This window comes from Gottfriedia acidiceleris (assembly GCF_002128425.1).
In the GTDB taxonomy this organism is placed as follows: Bacteria; Bacillota; Bacilli; order Bacillales; family Bacillaceae_G; genus Gottfriedia; species Gottfriedia acidiceleris.
Genome location: NZ_NESS01000003.1, coordinates 197,112 through 216,942, shown reverse-complemented (window position 1 = coordinate 216,942; position 19,831 = coordinate 197,112). Strand labels below are relative to the sequence as shown.

The following is a 19,831-nucleotide window of genomic DNA, read 5'->3' as shown; positions in this document are numbered from 1 at the left end:
AAAATGGATTCTTATGAACTTCGTATTCAGTACGAACTATCAAGATGGAAGCAAAAAGTAATGTCCGATTCAAATATTTTTCAAACATCTGCAAAAAAAGTTCAGTTAAAGCTTCAATCATTACTGCCAGAACAAATACAAGATCTACTTACAAAAACTGTTAGAAATATGATGGTTTTATTTATGGGAGGGTCTACTATTTTTAATGGCAGTGGTGAAGAGTATGAAGCATTGACACTTAGAGAAAGAGATTTAATCTTAGATAAAAAGTTAAACGAGTACAAAAAGATTTCAGCTGTAGAAGGTGCTGGTACAGGAGCGGGGGGAATATTACTCGGTCTTGCAGATTTTCCGTTGTTACTAGGAATAAAAATTAGGTTTTTAGTTGAAGCAGCAAAAATTTATGGTTTCTCTCCTAAAGATGAACTTGAACGACAATTCATGCTGTATATTTTTCAACTTGCTTTTTCAAGTGATAGCCATCGAAAAAAAGTATTTCAAGTTATCGAAAAATGGGAAGATAAAGTAGATGAAAATCCCCAAGTCAATTGGGAACAATTACAACTAGAATATCGAGATCATATCGATTTAGCAAAACTTCTACAATTAGTACCTATTATTGGAGCACCGGTTGGAGCTTATGTAAATTATCAACTTCTTGAACAATTAGGAGAAACTGCTAAAAATGCTTATAGATTAAGGTATATGAAGAAGAAAGAAGATCTTATCTAGACAGTTAATTTGTCTACTACAAAAAGGAGAACTAAAAAGTTCTCCTTTTTCTTATTTTTGCTCAACTAATTTTTGTGATTGTTTTAATGAAGCTAATGTCACAGACCCTAGTGTTTTTGCTGCAATTAACATAGCTTTTTCGTCAAAATCAAATTTTGGATGGTGATGAGGGTAAGCTTCTGTAACGTGAGGAGGTTTAGCTCCTGTGAAGAAGAAAGTTCCTGGTACTTTTTGTAAATAGTATGCGAAATCTTCTCCACCCATTTTAGGGTCCATTTCTTTTAATTGACTAATTTCATCAATTGATTCGGCTACTTTAACTAATAAATCAGTTTCTTTATCATGATTTACTACTGGAGGATATCCATCATCGTACTTATATTCGTATGTAACATCATTTGCTAGACAAATTCCTTTAATAATTCTAGCTATTTGTTCTTTTACTTTTTCCTGTGTTTCCTTTTTGAACGTACGAACTGTCCCTATTAAAGTTGCTCGATCGGCGATCACATTAAAAGCATTTTTTGCTTCGAAACTTCCAATCGATAAGACAACAGTGTCAATTGGATTTGTTTCTCGACTAACAACTTGTTGAAGTGCCATAACAAGTTGACTAGCAATTACAATACTGTCTTTTGTTCGATGGGGTTCCGCACCATGACCGCCTTGACCTTGGATTGTGATTGAAAAACGATCAGCTGCTGCCATGATTGGTCCTTTTCGATAACCAACTGTTCCTAATTCTTCAATTGCCCACAAATGGGTTCCATAAACCTCATCAACACCATCTAAGCATCCATCAGCAATCATAGAAATAGCCCCACCAGGTGCATATTCTTCTGCATGTTGGTGAAGGAAGACAACTTTACCGTCCCAAGAATCTTTTTGCTCATGAAGTGCTTTTGCTAAATATAGAAGTGTAGCAGTGTGACCATCATGACCACATGCGTGCATAACGCCAGGTACTTTTGAGGAATAAGAAACATTTTTCTCATCTTGAATAGGTAGTGCGTCAAAATCTGCTCGTAAAGCGATCGTTTTTCCAGGGTTTCTTCCAGTAATTGTAGCAACAACACCGTTTCCACCGACATTTGATTTGAAAGGAATATTTAATTGTTTATAAAAGTTTTGAATGAATTTTGCTGTCTCGTATTCTTTAAACGAAAGCTCAGGATTTTCATGTAGGTATCTACGAGTAGATACCATTTCCGGATAATATGAATCTAATAAAGAAAATAAATCTGACATTATTTCACCCTCCTACTTACTATCTATATAACCTATTCAAGAAATGTAATTGATATCCTTCAAAATTATCTTCAATAAGGAATGACGAAAAATGTATTTCCAAGGAAATATTCATCGAAAAATAGGAAATAATGACTTATTCGTGGGAATATATGGATATACTATTTGTTATATGGTAAGAGAAATGAAGGTGAAATAATTGAAAAAATGGGGTTATTTAACAATAGGACTATTAAGTGTCTTATTAATTAGCTTTGTAGGATTTTTACTAATTGTTTTCTTAGGTAATTATGTTATAGATGAAGATAAGTTAGTCGTCCATTCATCTTCAGAAATGGTAGATTTAGAGGGGAATTTTGTATCAAAGCTATATAATGAAAACCATCAAATCGTTTCAATTAGTGATATACCTGATTATACTAAACAAGCAGTAGTTTCAATTGAAGATGAACGGTTCTATAAACATCATGGAATCGATACACAATCAATCTTTCGGGCTATCGTAAATGATTTAAAAGCATTTAGTAAAGTACAAGGCGCAAGTACACTTACTCAACAGCTTGCAAAGAATGTGTTTTTGACGCACGAAAAAACATTTATGAGAAAAACAAAGGAAGTAATCATAGCAATTAATCTAGAAAGAAAGTATACAAAAGATCAAATACTAGAAATGTATTTAAATCAGGTTTATTTTGGTCACGGGGTATACGGCATTGGCGGAGCTGCAAAATATTATTTTGGGAAAGATGTTAAAAATTTGACTATAGAAGAAAGTGCTTCTTTAGCAGCTTTATTAAAGGCTCCATCACATTATGATCCAGTCTCACAACCAGAGCGATCATTAGAACGTAGGAATCTTGTTCTTTATAAGATGCTAGATACTCATTATATTACTGAATCTGAGTATCAGAAAGCTAAAAACAAACCAAGTGTATTACATATTACGGAACAAAAATTTGAAAACGGATATGCTACATATATTGATATGGTGATAAAGGAAGCAAAAGAGAAATATGGGATTTCTTATGACCAACTTTTAAATGGTGGATACAAAGTTGTCGTACCAATCCATAAAAAAACACAATTAACTGCCTATAAGTATTTTAAAAATGGAAACTATTTTCCAGGAACAGATCAAAATGCTGAAGGGGCCTTCGTATTAATAAACTCCGAAACAGGCGGTGTAGAGGCGGCAATTGGTGGTAGGAATTACTATTTTCAAGGCTTGAATCGAATTAACGTGAAAAGGCAGCCTGGTTCAACAATGAAGCCTTTACTTGTATATTCACCAGCACTTGAAACAGGAAACTACAATCCGTATTCTTTATTACCAAATGAACAGAGTGCGTTAGGAGAATATAAACCAAAAAATTATAATGGAGTTTATACGAAAACAATTTCGATGTTTAACGCATTAATTCAATCAGCAAATGTGCCAGCTGTTTGGTTATTAAATGATATAGGAATAGATAATGCAAAACAATATCTAGAAAAAATGGATTTGAATATTCCTGATAAAGGATTAAGTATGGCACTTGGAGGACTTAAGATCGGGTTAACACCATTAGAGCTAGTAAAAGCATATAGTTCCTTTGATCATGATGGAGATGCATTAGAGCCTTTTGTTATTAATGCAATTTATGATCGTAACAATGAATTAGTAGCCGAAGTAAAAATTAAGGAATATAAAGTGTTTTCATCTCAAACCTCTTGGTATATGACAAAAATGCTAAAAGGTGTTGTAAATGAAGGTACGGCTAGTAGAGGAAGTTTTTCTGGCGATTTAGCTGGTAAAACGGGATCAACGAATATACCTGGCCAAACTAATGGAAACAAAGATGCTTGGTTTGTAGGCTATACACCAGACGTTGTTGGTGCAATTTGGATGGGATATGATAAAACAGATTCAGAACATTTTTTAAGAAACGGAAGTACATATCCAACCATTTTATTTAAAAAGATTTTAAGAGAAGCAGGAAGAGAACCATCTACAACATTTAAAAAGCCAAAAAATATAGATGATTTAGAATCACCAATAAATTTAGAGCCTATTTCAAATGTTCAATCAAAAGTATCATTCTCACCATTTGGATTACTCACCGTCGTTATTAATTGGAATGCACCAACTGACCACAGACAGCAATATCGAATCTATCGAGTGAAAAATGGCAAAGAGAAATTAGTAGATACTGTTACAGGTTTAGATGAGTACAAAGATTCCTTTGTGAATGTATTTAATGTACCTTCTTATTATGTAGTACCGTACAATCCTCAAACAAAAGAAGAAGGTGAGAGGTCTAAACTTGTCAAACCCAACATAAGAAATAAGGAATAGACATTTTAAGGCTCTCCTTCTTATCAAATGATTTGAAGGGGAGTTTTTTATTTTCTTTTACTTTTAGGAAACAATGATCGTAAAAACTATATCTGTAAAATGGATTAGTAAACTACTTTACTTTATAAAAAGTATTATTAAACAAAGATTATTAATTCGATATTTTAGACATATTTTGATATAATTTTTAATGGGAAAAGTCTGGTAGTGAAATAGACCTATTAATTGAGAAAAATTGTAAAATCAGTGAACATTATGTGTCAAAATTCGAGTTTTCTATACAATTAATAGTTCAATCAGTATATTTAATAGTAGAGTTTGGAATAGTGAAAGGGAGACTTTGAAGGATGAAAAAAGATTTTAACGATACATTTCTTAAAGCGATTAGAGGAGAAGAAGTAACGCATACACCAGTTTGGTATATGAGACAAGCAGGGCGTTCTCAGCCAGAATACCGAAAAATAAAAGAAAAATATTCTTTATTTGAAATTACTCATCAACCTGAATTATGCGCTTACGTAACAGCGCTTCCAGTTGACCAATATAATGTTGATGCAGCTATTTTATATAAAGATATTATGTCTCCACTTCCTGCAATTGGAGTAGACGTAGAAATTCAATCAGGAGTAGGACCGGTAATAAGCAATCCAATTCGTTCTTTAGCAGATGTAAAAAAGTTAACTGATATTCATCCAGAAGAGCAACTACCTTATATCTATGAGACGATTAAATTATTAACAACAGAGGTACTTTCTGTTCCATTAATTGGATTTGCAGGTGCACCTTTTACAGTTGCTAGCTATATGATCGAGGGTAGACCATCTAGAAACTATAATAAAACAAAATCATTTATGTATGCTGAGCCAGAAGCATGGTTTGCTTTAATGGATCATTTAGCTGACATGACTATTAAATACGTAAAAGCACAAGTTAAAGCAGGAGCAAGTGCAATTCAATTATTTGATTCATGGGTTGGTGCTCTGAATGCTAATGATTATCGCATTTATATTAAACCATGCATGGAAAAGATTTTTACAGCACTTAGAGAAGATCATATTCCAACTACTATGTTTGGTATTGGAGCAAGCCACTTAATTCATGAATGGAATGAACTACCTGTAGATGTAATTGGTCTAGATTGGAGAACTTCTATTACTGAAGCTCGCTCTTTAGGGATAACGAAAACACTTCAGGGTAATTTAGATCCTGCGTTTTTATTAGCACCATGGGAAGTAATTGAGAAACGTGCAAAGGAAATATTAGATGAAGGTATGGCAAATCCAGGTCATATTTTCAACTTAGGTCATGGGGTATTCCCTGAAGTAAATCCTGATACTCTTAAACGATTAACAAGTTTTGTACATGAGTATTCATCAAGGGTTAAAGCTTAATATAAAAGGACTATGGTGATGACATGAAAGAAAAAATCGGTTTATTAGTTATGGCTTACGGCACGCCATATAAAGAATCAGATATTGAGCGTTATTATACAGATATTCGTAGAGGTAGAAAGCCTTCTCAAGAGGCGCTTGAAGAACTGACAGAACGATATCGTGCAATTGGAGGAATCTCTCCTTTAGCAAAAATAACAATTGAACAAGCAAAAGCTTTAGAAGAGGATCTAAATAAGATCCAAGACAAAGTAGAATTCAAAATGTATATTGGACTGAAGCATATTGAACCATTTATTGAAGATGCAGTAGACGAAATGAAGAAAGATGGAATAACGAAGGCGGTAAGTATCGTACTTGCACCACATTATTCCACGTTTAGTGTAAAATCGTATAACGAACGTGCTACAAATCATTCTGAAAAAATTGACGGGCCAAAAATTATACATGTAGATGATTGGTATAAAGAAGAGAGATTTATTCAATATTGGGTTCGTGAAGTGGAAGCGATTCTTGAACCAATGAATGAAGAACAACGTGTGAAGACGGCATTTATTTTTTCAGCGCATAGTCTACCTGAAAAAATTCTTAACTTTGGAGATCCATACCCTGAGCAGCTTAAGCAGACTGCCGAGTTAGTTGTACAGCAATCTGATATTCGTCATTATTTTCTAGGTTGGCAAAGTGCAGGTAATACACCAGAACCTTGGCTAGGACCTGATGTACAAGATTTAACACGTGAGCTGGATGAGAATTATGATTTTGAAACTTACGTCTATTTACCATTAGGATTTGTAAGTGAGCATTTAGAAGTACTGTATGATAATGATATAGAATGTAAACAAGTAACGGATGAAATTCAAAAAGCATATGTTCGTCCACCGATGCCTAATACGGATCCATTATTTATTAGTGGACTAAGTACGGTTGTATTAAGAAAATTAAACGAACAATAATATGGTTTTGAAATAGGAGGTAAAGATGTGAATAAGAAGGTTGTCATTATTGGTGGCGGTATTACTGGATTGACAGCTGCCTACTATTTAAAACAAGAAAAAATAAAAAATAATCTTCCAATAGATATTCAATTAATTGAAGGATCTTCAAGGCTTGGAGGAAAAATCCAAACGATTAGAAAAGATGGATTTGTTATTGAGCGTGGACCAGACTCATTTTTGGCAAGGAAAAAGAGTGCATATCGATTAGCTGAAAACTTGGGTATTCAAGATCAAGTCGTTTTTAACTCTGCTGGAAAATCCTATGTATTAGCCCATAATAAATTACATGGTATGCCAGAAGGTTCAAACATGGGAATTCCTACACAAATTAAACCTTTTATTTTTTCAGGTCTATTTTCGCCAGCAGGAAAAATTCGTGCAGGTTTAGATTTTCTTTTACCAAAAACACATGTCCAAGGGGATATGTCATTAGGTAAATTTTTTAGGAGAAGACTTGGTAATGAAGTAGTAGAGAATCTAATTGAACCCCTTTTATCGGGTATTTATTCAGGCGACATTGACCAAATGAGTTTAATGGCAACATTTCCTCAGTTCTTCCAAATTGAACAAAAACATCAAAGTATTGTTTTAGGTATGAAAAAAGAGATGCCTGTGAAGAAATCAAAAGGTCCGAGAAAAGGAATTTTCCAGACTGTAAGTACAGGTCTTCAAACAATCGTTGAACGAATAGAAGAAGAGTTAGATCAACAGGAAGTTTTAAAAGGTGTACAAGTAGTAAATATAAATAAAATTGGAAGTAAATATGAGATTGTACTTAGTAATAATGAAAAGATCGAATCAGATTCAGTTATCGTTACTGTACCTCATCGTTTCATTCCACAACTATTTAACAATATACCTGTATTTGAGCCTTTCAAAAAAGTTCCTTCTACATCAGTTGCGAATGTTGCTCTTGCATTTCCAGAGCATGCAATTAAGAAGGATATAAATGGTACAGGCTTTGTTGTTTCACGTAACAATGATTATAATATAACAGCGTGTACATGGACTCATAAAAAATGGGCACATGCTTGTCCAAAAGGTAAAGTCCTATTACGTTGTTACGTTGGACGCCCTTACAATAAGGAAATAGTCGATAAAACGGATGAAGAACTTGTTGAAATTGTTTTAGAAGATTTAAGAAAAACAATGGATATTACTGAAAAACCAGAGTTTTATATTGTTTCAAGATGGAAAGATGCTATGCCCCAATATACGATTAATCATAAAGAGCGTACGAAAAATATGGAACAATATTTACAAAAGGAAATGCCCGGTGTATCGGTGATCGGTTGCTCATTTTATGGGTCCGGATTACCAGACTGCATTGATCAAGGCGAAAAAGCAGTTTCAGATACAATTGAATACTTGTTCTCACCTGAAAAACAAGCTGTTCCAAATTATTAAGGCATTTAAATACGATCTAGTAAAGAATAGAGCAACCAAAAAAGTATATCGATACTTTTAGGTTGCTCTTTTTTTATTATGCCTCTGTACTAATAATATGTTAAATAATTTCGTTAAGCAAATTGATGTCCTAAAAGACTTTTACTTAAAAACTATCTTTTAAGCAGTTTGAACAAGTGTTACTGTAGCAATCATGTTGTTCCTCAATCGTCGAATTACAGTGTTTACATAATTTCTTTGGTAAAAGTTTTAAAAACTCAGACATTTTTACAAGCATGATACCCTCTCCTTTTGTTAACTTATTAGTTATTGTATTACTACAACATATTTTGTGTCAATCTGTATTAGTACAATTTTTAAAAAATAATCTAAATGCCTATTTTAGGGAAACAGTAAGGACAGGCTTATAAATTTAAATTTTCATAGAAATAATAAGTACAAAGGAGTGTGTTTGTTATATGAAAGTAACCGTTATTGGTTATTGGGGCGGCTATCCAGGTAAAGGTGAAGCAACTTCATGTTATTTATTTAAATCTAAAAATTTTAATCTATTGGTTGATTGTGGTTCAGGTGCATTAGCTACTTTACAAAATTACATAGATCCTAATAGCTTAAATGCTGTAATCCTGTCACACTATCATCATGATCATATTGCAGATATAGGAGTACTCCAATACTTCAAACTTGTAAATGCTGGAAAGGATAAGTTTGCTTTACCTATTTATGGACATAACTTTGATCATGAAAAATTTAATTCGTTAACATATAAAGAAGCAACAAAGGGATATAAATATAACCCAAATGAACCTCTCAACCTAGGACCATTTACTATTCGCTTTACTAAGACAGTTCATCCGGTAGATTGTTTTGCTATGCGGATTGAAACAGCAACTCACTCGGTAGTTTATACAGCGGATTCAAGCTATACTGAAGACTTTGTATCATTCTCATCTAACGCTGATTTGCTTATAACTGACTGTAATATGTATGAAAAACAGGACGGAGCTAAAGTAGGGCATATGAGTAGTAAAGATGCTGCAACAATTGCAAGTAAGGCAAATGTAAAAGAATTGCTATTATCACACCTTCCTCATAGCGGAAATACAAAAGATTTAATGTTTGAAGCCAGGAAGTATTATAATGGACTTGTTCATTTAGCTTATTCAGGGTTTGAATGGAAATCAAAATTATAGGAGGATACACATGCTATTTTTAGATAATAGGGGAATAACGGATCCAACATTAAATTTAGCCATGGAAGAATATGCGCTAAAAAATCTAGATCCTGAAAATACATATTTTTTATTTTATATTAATGAACCATCAATCATTATTGGTAAAAATCAAAATACTGCTGAGGAGATTAATGCTTCATATGTAAATGATCATAACATCCATGTTGTTCGAAGATTATCTGGTGGTGGAGCGGTATATCATGATTTAGGAAATCTTAACTTTAGTTTTATTACTAAAGACGATGGTGACAGCTTTCATAATTTTAGAAAGTTTACTGAGCCAGTAATCGAGGCATTAAAAGAACTCGGTGTAAATGCTGAACTTAGTGGAAGAAATGATATATTAGCAGAAGGTAGAAAAATTTCAGGTAACGCACAATTTTCTACTAAAGGTAGAATGTTTAGCCACGGTACATTGTTGTTTGATAGTGATATAGATGAAGTTGTAAATGCATTAAATGTAAAACTAGAAAAAATTCAATCTAAAGGAATTAAATCAGTCCGAAGTAGGGTTGCAAACATTAAGGAATTTTTAACAGATGATTTAACAATCTTAGAATTTAAGGATTTAATTTTACAATCTATTTTTAAAGAACATGGAAAAATAGAACGATACGAATGGACAGATGAGGATATAAAAAATATTAAAGAACTTGCTGAGAGTAGATACCGTAATTGGGATTGGAATTTTGGCAAATCTCCTAAATGCAATATTCAACAAAGTAAAAGATTTGCGGCTGGTTCAATTGATCTTCGATTAGATGTAAACAAAGGAATCATTGAGAATGTTAAAATTTATGGTGACTTCTTTGGGGTAGGAGATGTATCTGATATAGAACAGCTACTGATTGGCAATAAATTTGATCAACAAGAGATTGAAAATAAGCTAGATGAAGTTGATTTTAGTCATTATTTTGGCAATGTAACGAAAGAAGAATTTATGAGTTTATTATTTTAAAAAAGAGTAGGGAACTACTCTTTTTTTTGTTTGTTAAATAAATAGAAGTCTAAAAAGTGCTAGTTTTCTCACTTGTCAGAATTGTTTTCTAGCAATATAATATATTTAGAATATTTTAAATTTTTATTTTCAAAGGGGGTAGTTTTTCTTGAATTTAGTTGAAACACTGTCACAATCAGCTTTGAGGCATCCAGAACATTCGGCTATTATTTTTGAAGGGCAGACATTTTCATACTCAACACTAGAGACTTATATTACGAAATTTGCGAGTGGCCTCTCAAAGTTAGGGATTGAAAAGGGAGATAAAGTAGCACTAGTTGTTGGTAATTCTCCTCATTTTATTATAGCGCTATATGGTGCTATGAAGGTTGGAGCGGCTGTAATACCGGTTAATCCTCTTTATGCACCAGATGAATTAGTATACATATTAACAAACGGCGACGCAAAAGCAGTTATCACCTTAGACTTATTTCTTCCACTAGTAGAAAAAGCTTCACCGATTCTTCCTAATATCGATCACTTCATTATTTGTGAAACAAAGCAAGAAAATCCGTATGAATTTAAGAACAATAAATTGAAATCGTTTACAAATGTAGTTGGACTTGGAAATACAGATTTCAAAGGACCTGAATTACTTGATGATGATTTAGCAGTCATTTTATATACTTCTGGTACAACAGGAAAACCAAAGGGAGCCATGTTAACGCATAAAAATTTATATTCAAATGCTATGGATGCTGGACACTTCTTAAGCTTTTCGAGTTCTGAAAAGGTAATTGCAACTTTACCTGCATTCCATGTATTTTGTTTAACTGTAGCTTTAAATGCACCTTTAATGTATGGAGCTACTGTTATTTTAGTGCCTAAATTTAGCCCGAAAGAAATATTTGATATTATTCGTACATACAAAGCAACCGTGTTCGCAGGTGTTCCAACTATGTATAATTTCTTATATCAATTCCCTGAAGGAAAGACTGAAGACTTTGAGTCAATTCGACTATGCGTTTCGGGTGGTTCATCATTACCAGTTGCATTATTAGAGAATTTTGAGAAAAAATTTAAGGTAATTATTTCTGAAGGTTATGGATTGTCAGAAGCCTCACCTGTTACTACATTTAATCCGTTAGATCGCCCAAGAAAAGCAGGATCAATCGGGACAAATATTAGCAATGTAGAAAATAAAATTGTTAATGAACTTGGTGAAGAAGTTCCAGCAGGTGTAGTAGGTGAATTAATCGCACGCGGACCTAATATTATGAAGGGCTACTATAATATGCCAGAAGAAACGGCAATGACGATACGAGATGGATGGTTATATACTGGTGACCTAGCAAAAAAAGATGAAGATGGTTATTTCTATATTGTCGATCGTAAAAAAGAATTGATTCTGGTTGGCGGATATAACGTATACCCACGTGAGGTCGAAGAGGTAATATATAATCATCCAGATGTTGTGGAATGTGCAGTTATCGGATTACCAGACGATAATTTTGGAGAAAGTGTAAAAGCTTATGTTGTTTCAAAAAATCCATCATTAAGTGTGGAGTCCTTAACAGAATATTGCAAGGCACACTTAGCAAAATATAAAGTACCAAGATCAATAGAGTTCATTGCTGAGCTACCAAAAAATGCAACTGGTAAAATACTTAGAAGAGCATTGAAAGATTCAGTTATACAATAACATGCAGTATAGAGGTACAACCTAAATAGGGTTGTACTTTTTTAATTTAAGAGAAGTATACAACACTTAAGCGAAGAGTGATTTTTTTATTAGTTTAATATGCTTCTATGATTGGGAAAGCAGTGCTGGTGTGATTAGAAATTTCACAACCATTACCATCATGACGAAGCACCTGAGGATGTAGAAGAGTTTGATCCATTCCACCTACATATCGGACAAGATCAATTCGATAAACTAGCAAAAACTCGAAAAAAAGATGAAGAATTTATGTGTTTGCAAAAAGTACTAGATTTTATTAAGCTCCATGTATAAGCGAAAATAAGAGAAAAACAATTAAATCAAAAGTGATAAATGATTGTCCTAAACTACGATATACAAGTCGTGGTTTTATTTTTTATACCTCTAGTTAGGAGTAATAATAATTTCTATTTCAACTAAAGTATTTAAAAAATATAATAGGTTGAAGTTCTAAAAAATTGGACAAAGTTGATAATATAGAATGGGGGGAGATTTTATGAAAAAAGCAACTAAATCTAAATTAACCAAATTCGTTTGTCTAGGCTATCTCATTTATATCATTTTAGTCCTGTTATACTTTTATGTTTTTACGACTTCTGACCTACCTTCAAAATATAAAGGAACATTTGTAGATCCACATACTTTCATGAATCATAAGGAAGCTAATTTAAGTTCTAGTTATAGCACATTAAAAAATGTTCTTTACTTTATAACCTTACCGATTGATTGGATTGTATTATCACTTTTATTATTAAGTGGAATGATCGAAAGGTTAGGTGACTCATTATCTAAGTTGACTAAATTTAAGTTTATACAAGTCTTTTTATATTTCTTTTTTGTCTCGGTCGCTACATATATCGTTACATTTCCAATTGATTTCTATCGATTTAAGTTATCAACGAAATACGGATTGTCTGTTCAAACATTTAATGCGTGGATGAAAGATGAAATGATTAGTTTTTGGATAAATTTTGGAATGATGTTTTTTGTAATGTATGTTGTATATTTGTTAATCAAAAAACAACCGAAGAAATGGTGGCTAACTGCATGGCTATTAAGTATTCCCTTTACGATTTTCTTAACATTTATTCAGCCTGTAGTCATCGATCCCTTATATAATGATTTTTATCCTTTAAAAGATAAAAATTTAGAAAAGAAAATTATTACTCTGGCGAAAGAAGCAAATATTCCTGCACATCGGGTATATGAAGTAAATATGTCGACCAAGACAACTACTTACAATGCATATGTCACTGGTATAGGTAAAAACGCTAGAATTGTATTATGGGATACAACCCTTAAAGGGTTAACTGAAGATGAAATCATGTTCATCATGGCTCATGAAATGTCACATTACGTACACAAAGATATATATAAATCAATGTTTGGTATGCTGGCAGGTAGTTTAGTCGGTCTGTATATCATTCATTTATTAATGAAGTATGTACTATCAAAGAGTAGGAGCAGTAATTCAGCTGAAAAAATGGCGGTCATCTTAACGTTATTTTTAATCATTAGTGGAATTGTAGGCTTTATTTCTGATCCGATTTCAAATGCATTTTCAAGAAGTGCTGAAAAAAGAGCGGATTTATATGCAGTTAAGTTAACGCATGATCCGGAATCAGGAATTATAGCTTTTCAAAAGTTATCAAGAAACAGTCTTTCCCAAGTAAATCCTCCATTTCTTGTTAAGTTATTTAGATATGATCATCCGACTATGTTAGAGAGAATGAAGTATTTAGAGGCAGCAGAGAAATAGATTTCCGACTGAGTCTTAGTACTTTGATCTAATATCTACACGCTAAAAGCATCCGAAATAGGGTGCTTTTTATTTTTTTCAGGATTTTTATAGGGAGTTATTTAATTAGATTTGTCGAAAATTCTTTCGGAAATATTTTCAGAATTTAATATCCATTTTGAATACTCTGTTATATAATAACATAAGTAAACAATATCTGTTATATAACTGAATGGAGGAATCATATGACAACTGACCTTTCAAAAATTAAAGTTCTAGGTAATCATGTAGAGGGTTCATCTGACATTCTTACGACCGAAGCATTAAGTTTTTTAGAGCAATTACATCTGAAATTTGATCAACGTAGACAACAGCTGTTATTAAACAGAAAAGAAAGAATGTGTTTTTTACAAAATGGGGGTAAGCTTCAATTTTTAGAGGAAACAAAACACATTCGTGAAAGTGAATGGACAATCGCACCTATTCCAGAGGATTTACAAGATCGTAGAGTAGAGATAACAGGACCAGTTGATCGAAAAATGATTATTAATGCATTGAATTCAGATGCATTTGTTTTCATGGCTGATTTTGAGGATGCTACTTCTCCAACTTGGGAAAATATTATTTCGGGTCAGGTTAATTTAAGAGATGCTGTGAATCGAACGATTTCACTTCATTCAAATGAAAAAACATATAAGTTAAAAGAGAAACCAGCTGTACTATTAGTTCGACCAAGAGGCTGGCATTTAGAAGAAAAACATATCACTGTAAATGGTGAAAATATGTCTGGTAGCTTAGTAGATTTTGGACTTTATTTCTTTCATAATGCGAAACAAGCAATTAAAAACGGCTCAGGACCTTATTTTTATTTACCAAAAATGGAAAGTTATTTGGAAGCAAGATTATGGAATGATGTTTTTTTATTCGCTCAAACTGAATTGAATATACCTCTTGGGACAATTAAAGCAACTGTATTAATCGAAACAATTGCTGCTTCCTTTGAAATGGATGAAATACTTTATGAATTAAAGGACCATTCAGCAGGATTTAATTGCGGTAGATGGGATTATATATTTAGTTTTATAAAAATGATGCGTTACGATAAAACGATCATTTTACCTGATCGATCTGTTGTGACAATGGAAGTACCATTTATGCGTTCATATTCTCAAAAAGTTATTCAAACTTGTCATCGTCGAAATGCACCGGCAATTGGAGGAATGGCTGCTCAAATTCCGATTAAAGATGATAAAGAGCGAAATGAAGTTGCGTTTGAAAAGGTAAGAAAAGATAAAGAGCGTGAAGCAAAGGATGGACATGATGGTACTTGGGTAGCTCACCCTGGTTTAGTAGCTGTAGCACTTGAACAGTTTAATCGATTTATGCCTACACCAAACCAGATTCATAGAAAACGTGAGGATGTGAATGTAACTGAGACGGATCTTTTAGAGATTCCTAGTGGTGTCATTACGGAACAAGGTATCAGAACAAATATAACAGTTGCGATTCAATATATTGAAGCATGGATAAGTGGTCGAGGTGCAGTACCGCTATACAACTTAATGGAGGACGCTGCGACTGCTGAAATTTCACGTGCGCAAATTTGGCAATGGGTTCGTCATGAAAAAGGTGTTTTAGAGGATGGTACAAACATTACTTTACAATTAGTGGATTCATTAAAAAATGAAGAAATGATGAAGCTTCAACTTGAAATAGGGAAAGAACAATTTGAATCAAAAAGATTTAAGGATGCAATTGCATTATTTGATGAGTTAATTACAAACGATGACTTTGCTGATTTTCTAACTTTAAAAGGATATGACTTTTTATAAAATTAGGAGGAAATGAATATGACGAAAAATCGTGAAAAGCGTATTGCTGAATTACAAGAAAGCTGGGAACTTGATTCTAGATGGAATGGTATTACAAGAACATACACTGCTGAAGATGTTATTAAATTAAGAGGATCAATCGATATTGAACAAACATTGGCTAAACGAGGTGCGGAAAAATTATGGAAGCTTTTAAATGAAGAAAGCTATGTTAATGCACTAGGAGCATTAACTGGAAATCAAGCAATTCAACAAGTAAAAGCAGGTTTGAAGGCTATTTATTTAAGTGGTTGGCAAGTAGCTGCTGATGCGAATCTTTCTGGTCAAATGTATCCAGATCAAAGCTTATATCCTGCGAATTCTGTGCCAGCAGTTGTAAAACGAATTAACCAGGCTTTCCAACGTGCAGATCAAATTCAATTTGTTGAAGGTGGAGAAGAAATTGACTACTTCGCACCGATTATGGCAGATGCAGAGGCTGGCTTCGGTGGACAATTAAATGTGTTTGAATTAATGAAAAGTATGATTGAAGCAGGAGCGGCAGGAGTACATTTTGAAGATCAATTGTCTTCGGAGAAAAAATGTGGCCATTTAGGTGGGAAAGTATTATTACCAACACAAACGGCGGTTCGTAACTTAATCTCTGCTCGTTTAGCAGCGGATGTAATGGGAGTTCCTACGCTTATTGTTGCACGAACTGATGCTGACGCAGCAGATTTAATTACGAGTGATATTGACCCAGTTGACCAACAATTTATTACTGGGGAAAGAACACCTGAAGGCTTCTATCGTACGAGAGCGGGGTTAGATCAAGCAATTGCTCGTGGCCTTGCTTATGCACCGTATGCAGATTTAGTTTGGTGTGAGACGTCAGAGCCAAACTTAGAAGATGCAAAACGTTTTGCAGATGCTATTCATGCAAAATTCCCAGGTAAATTACTAGCTTATAACTGCTCGCCTTCATTTAACTGGAAGAAGAAATTAGATGACGAAACAATCGAGACATTCCAACAACAAATTGCTGCAATGGGATACAAATTCCAATTTGTTACACTTGCTGGTTTCCATGCATTAAACTTTGGCATGTTTGAATTAGCTAGAAACTATAAAGATCGTGGAATGGGAGCATATTCAGAACTTCAACAAGCTGAATTTGCAAGCGAACAATATGGTTATACTGCAACAAGACACCAACGCGAAGTTGGAACAGGATATTTTGATCAAGTAGCTCAAATTATAACTGGAGGAACTTCTTCAACAACAGCTCTTAAAGGTTCTACCGAAGAAGAACAATTTTCGTCTAATTAATTAGTAAAAAACCACTTTTCTCAATTATGAAGAAAGTGGTTTTTCTAATAGTTTTTATCCTAAAATTTAGTAAACAATGACACTTTTGTTAAACTCTTTAAAAAATGATTTTACAAATAATGATTTGTGTTATTATTTTTCTAACATCAATGTTGCTACTTTACTTCATGTTAAAAAATTTTTTAATTGATATTGTTAAACTTAAGTGTTGGTCTTTATTGAGAGAGCCTTTTTGAAGCCAACAAGCTTTAACAGTACATCATCCTAATAACAGAAGGAGTTGTAAGCATGAATCATGTGAAAGGACAAGTTAAAGTATTAAATGAGTATGAGATCAATAAGTCGACAATGGCAATCATACCAGAATTTACGGTCGATTTAGTTGTGATTTCAAAGGTGTATGAAACAGATGATAATTTTTATGTGTTAATGAAACCGATTGAAATTATTGAAAGAAGCTGTGCTTATTTCGGAAGTAGTTACCGGGGTAGGCGTGAAGGAACTAAACAAATGATTTCCATCACCCATAAACCACCAATAGCGATCAGCTCAATGAATCAAATTTTCTTTTTCCCCACTTCATCTTCTTTAAAAGTAGAATGTTCTTGGATCTCCTACAATCATGTTGCTAATTTCAGAGGCGGTAAATATAATCGATCAGTTGTTGAATTTTTTAATGGTGTTGAACTTCCATTAGAAATATCTCGTGGTTCATTTGAAAATCAACTATACCGAACTGCACATTTAAGGGCTATTTATGAAGATCGGCTCAATCCTGAAAATACCCAACAGAAATCTTATAAATTAATCCCTGATAACGAAATTACTTCATATATAAAAGGAATAACAGTGCACGAAAAATAAAAGTGAAAGATTAACTTTAGACTACTTAACATTTAGTGAAGTAGTTTTTTTATGTGGATTATTCGAATAAATCTGTAGAAGAAAAGATTATTGGGTAATTCAGAGATAAATTTTCTATAATAAATGAAAAATTAATGATTGACCGATATTACATGGAAGTTTATTCTCAGGGAACTAAATTTACAAGTCAAATAAATTGAAATAGTTTGGTGTTCTTGGAAATTCATTAACATCATGTAACTTCAGCTATTTGATGATTTAATTAGATCAAGAGTTGAAAGACTTAATGTGTTTGATATATGTCAAAAGTATTTAAAATGGTTTAGAGATTGCTGGTATAGGTTTTAATATTAGACTCCGCAGTAATTATTTGGTAATGGAACGTAAGGTGCGAGACTCCTGTGGGAAAAGAAGGAAGGGTGAGACCTTAGCAGGCGCGCCGAGAAGGCTCACCTCTCTCCCCACGGAAAGGGAGCATCCTTTCGTTCCAATCGACGTAGTACTTAATAGTTTATTAGAATTGCATTAAGCATCATTAGGAACAAATTAGTAAACAAATATTTATAAGAAGATCAGTCAAATTATTACAAAAAATACTAGTTAGAATCATTTATTATTATTGAATAAATAGTTATATGTGATAATGTTAACAGTAAGGATATCTATTTAGAAATATGGCTTAAGGAGAGATTCATATTTAAATGAACTTTTTTGACATAAAGGCTTTTTTTACAGAAGAACATTTTTTACATCTTATTCAACAGTACAAAGATTATGGTCCATTAGTTGGAATATCAATCCCTTTTATTGAAGCGATTTGTCCAATTTTACCTTTGGTCGTTTTTGTATTTGCTAATGCAGCGGCATTTGGTCCTTTATTAGGATTTTTATATTCATGGATCGGTTCTTGCTTAGGTTCCATATTACTATTCTATGTTGTTAGAAAATTTGGTCAGAAACGATTTTTTTCATTTGTAAGTAAGCATAAAAAGGTAGAATCATCGATTGAATGGATTGAAAAAAGGGGATTTGGTCCAATTTTTCTTATGTTTGCATTTCCATTTTCACCATCTTTTTTAATAAATATAGTAGCTGGTTTGTCACGCATCAAAATATCGCAATTTCTAATTGCAATCGTACTTGGAAAGTTTACTATGATTGCGATGATTAGTTATTTAGGGAAAGATTTAACTTCAGTGTTTCAAAACCCAATTAAAGCATTGTACATAGGAATTTTTATCTTCGTATTATGGATTGTTGGAAAAGTGATTGAGAAACGTATGGACATCAAAGAAAAAACAACAGAGAACAAAGGTACGCCTCAATCATCTGATGAGCAATAAAGCATTATGACTCAGGGAGGGAGAGAGCTACTTTATGCTAAGAAAAGAAGTCTTTGACTGGGGAAAAGCAATCATTATTGGGATCGCAATTGCATTTATTGTAAGAACGTTCTTATTTTCTACATATGTAGTTGATGGAGAATCTATGATGCCAACTTTAAAGGATGGAAACTTACTAGTTATAAATAAATTTGGATATGAAATTGGTGATATTAAAAGATTTGACGTAATTGTATTTCATGCAAATAAGCAAGAAGATTATGTTAAACGTGTGATTGGTTTATCTGGAGATTCAATTGAATACAAAGATGATCAGCTTTATGTTAACAATAAAAAATGGAATGAACCTTATTTAAATGATTACAAGAGTTCGATAAAAGGAACACCTTTTACAGGTGATTTTAATTTAAACGAAGTTACAGGTAAAACGAAAGTTCCACCAGGATATGTTTTTGTTGAAGGGGACAATCGACCAAAAAGTTATGACAGTCGTTTGTTTGGATTTGTAAAAATTGATAAAATTGTAGGGAAGGTCGACCTACTTTATTGGCCACTTTCAAGTTTGAATACGAATTTTAACAAATAAGCTCCTTATGGGGGCTTTTCTTATTAAATACACATTTAAACAATTAGAAAGTGTTATTAAGGAGATTTTGCCAGAGGACACTGTAGATTAAGGGAAACGAGTCCCTAGAGTGAAAATCAATCAAATACTTTTTTACTAAACAACAACCATTATTCTA

General features: G+C 33.0%; 16 protein-coding genes. 14 read left to right on the top strand and 2 right to left on the bottom strand.

Annotated features, from left to right (window positions below; genetic code table 11):
* The first annotated feature begins 3 nt into the window (after positions 1-3).
* Positions 4-732, top strand: coding sequence for an EcsC family protein (locus tag B6K90_RS07505; RefSeq protein WP_088012122.1), 729 nt, complete (start codon positions 4-6; stop codon positions 730-732).
* 51 nt (positions 733-783) lie between these two features.
* On the opposite strand, the gene B6K90_RS07500 is transcribed toward B6K90_RS07505, so the two are convergent.
* Positions 784-1,983, bottom strand: coding sequence for a M20 family metallopeptidase (locus tag B6K90_RS07500; protein ID WP_328588113.1), 1,200 nt, complete (start codon positions 1,981-1,983; stop codon positions 784-786).
* 196 nt (positions 1,984-2,179) lie between these two features.
* Between B6K90_RS07500 and B6K90_RS07495 the strand changes: the two genes are divergently transcribed.
* The 4 genes from B6K90_RS07495 to hemY all read left to right on the top strand — a co-directional run bounded on the left by B6K90_RS07495 (position 2,180) and on the right by hemY (position 8,111).
* Complete coding sequence (locus B6K90_RS07495; protein WP_088012120.1) at positions 2,180-4,315, top strand: transglycosylase domain-containing protein; 2,136 nt, start codon at positions 2,180-2,182, stop codon at positions 4,313-4,315.
* 347 nt (positions 4,316-4,662) lie between these two features.
* Complete coding sequence (hemE, locus tag B6K90_RS07490; RefSeq protein WP_088012119.1) at positions 4,663-5,706, top strand: uroporphyrinogen decarboxylase; 1,044 nt, start codon at positions 4,663-4,665, stop codon at positions 5,704-5,706.
* A gap of 23 nt (positions 5,707-5,729) precedes the next feature.
* Positions 5,730-6,662, top strand: coding sequence for a ferrochelatase (hemH, locus tag B6K90_RS07485; protein ID WP_088012118.1), 933 nt, complete (start codon positions 5,730-5,732; stop codon positions 6,660-6,662).
* Between the two features lie 27 nt (positions 6,663-6,689).
* Entirely contained in the window at positions 6,690-8,111 is a 1,422-nt protein-coding gene (gene hemY / locus B6K90_RS07480; protein ID WP_088012117.1) for a protoporphyrinogen oxidase, read from the top strand.
* Positions 8,112-8,256: 145 nt separating this feature from the next.
* Here the strand turns inward: hemY and yhfH are convergent, their stop codons facing one another.
* Positions 8,257-8,376: a protein YhfH gene (gene yhfH, locus B6K90_RS07475; RefSeq protein WP_407920504.1), complete on the bottom strand. Its 120-nt coding sequence runs from the start codon at positions 8,374-8,376 to the stop codon at positions 8,257-8,259.
* A gap of 193 nt (positions 8,377-8,569) precedes the next feature.
* Between yhfH and B6K90_RS07470 the strand changes: the two genes are divergently transcribed.
* From B6K90_RS07470 to lepB, 9 genes are all read left to right on the top strand, one after another.
* Positions 8,570-9,304 carry an MBL fold metallo-hydrolase gene (locus B6K90_RS07470; protein WP_088012116.1) on the top strand — a complete coding sequence of 245 codons (735 nt, stop codon included), beginning with the start codon at positions 8,570-8,572 and terminating at the stop codon, positions 9,302-9,304.
* Positions 9,305-9,314: 10 nt separating this feature from the next.
* Positions 9,315-10,304: a lipoate--protein ligase gene (locus tag B6K90_RS07465; protein WP_088012115.1), complete on the top strand. Its 990-nt coding sequence runs from the start codon at positions 9,315-9,317 to the stop codon at positions 10,302-10,304.
* 148 nt (positions 10,305-10,452) lie between these two features.
* Positions 10,453-11,985 carry a fatty acid--CoA ligase family protein gene (locus B6K90_RS07460; RefSeq protein ID WP_088012114.1) on the top strand — a complete coding sequence of 511 codons (1,533 nt, stop codon included), beginning with the start codon at positions 10,453-10,455 and terminating at the stop codon, positions 11,983-11,985.
* Positions 11,986-12,499: 514 nt separating this feature from the next.
* The gene (locus B6K90_RS07455) at positions 12,500-13,762 is read left to right on the top strand and encodes a M48 family metallopeptidase (protein ID WP_088012113.1); all 1,263 of its coding nucleotides are present in this window, start codon (positions 12,500-12,502) and stop codon (positions 13,760-13,762) included.
* 224 nt (positions 13,763-13,986) lie between these two features.
* A complete protein-coding gene (gene aceB / locus B6K90_RS07450; RefSeq protein ID WP_088012112.1) occupies positions 13,987-15,573 on the top strand; it encodes a malate synthase A in 1,587 nt (528 codons plus the stop codon).
* An 18-nt stretch (positions 15,574-15,591) separates the two neighbouring features.
* Positions 15,592-16,881 (top strand): isocitrate lyase, encoded by a 1,290-nt coding sequence (gene aceA / locus B6K90_RS07445; RefSeq protein WP_088012111.1) that lies wholly within the window; start codon positions 15,592-15,594, stop codon positions 16,879-16,881.
* Between the two features lie 288 nt (positions 16,882-17,169).
* Positions 17,170-17,745 carry a competence protein ComK gene (locus B6K90_RS07440; protein WP_088012110.1) on the top strand — a complete coding sequence of 192 codons (576 nt, stop codon included), beginning with the start codon at positions 17,170-17,172 and terminating at the stop codon, positions 17,743-17,745.
* Between the two features lie 701 nt (positions 17,746-18,446).
* Entirely contained in the window at positions 18,447-19,088 is a 642-nt protein-coding gene (locus B6K90_RS07435) for a TVP38/TMEM64 family protein (protein WP_088012109.1), read from the top strand.
* A 34-nt stretch (positions 19,089-19,122) separates the two neighbouring features.
* Complete coding sequence (gene lepB / locus B6K90_RS07430) at positions 19,123-19,674, top strand: signal peptidase I (RefSeq protein ID WP_088012108.1); 552 nt, start codon at positions 19,123-19,125, stop codon at positions 19,672-19,674.
* Positions 19,675-19,831: the final 157 nt, after the last annotated feature.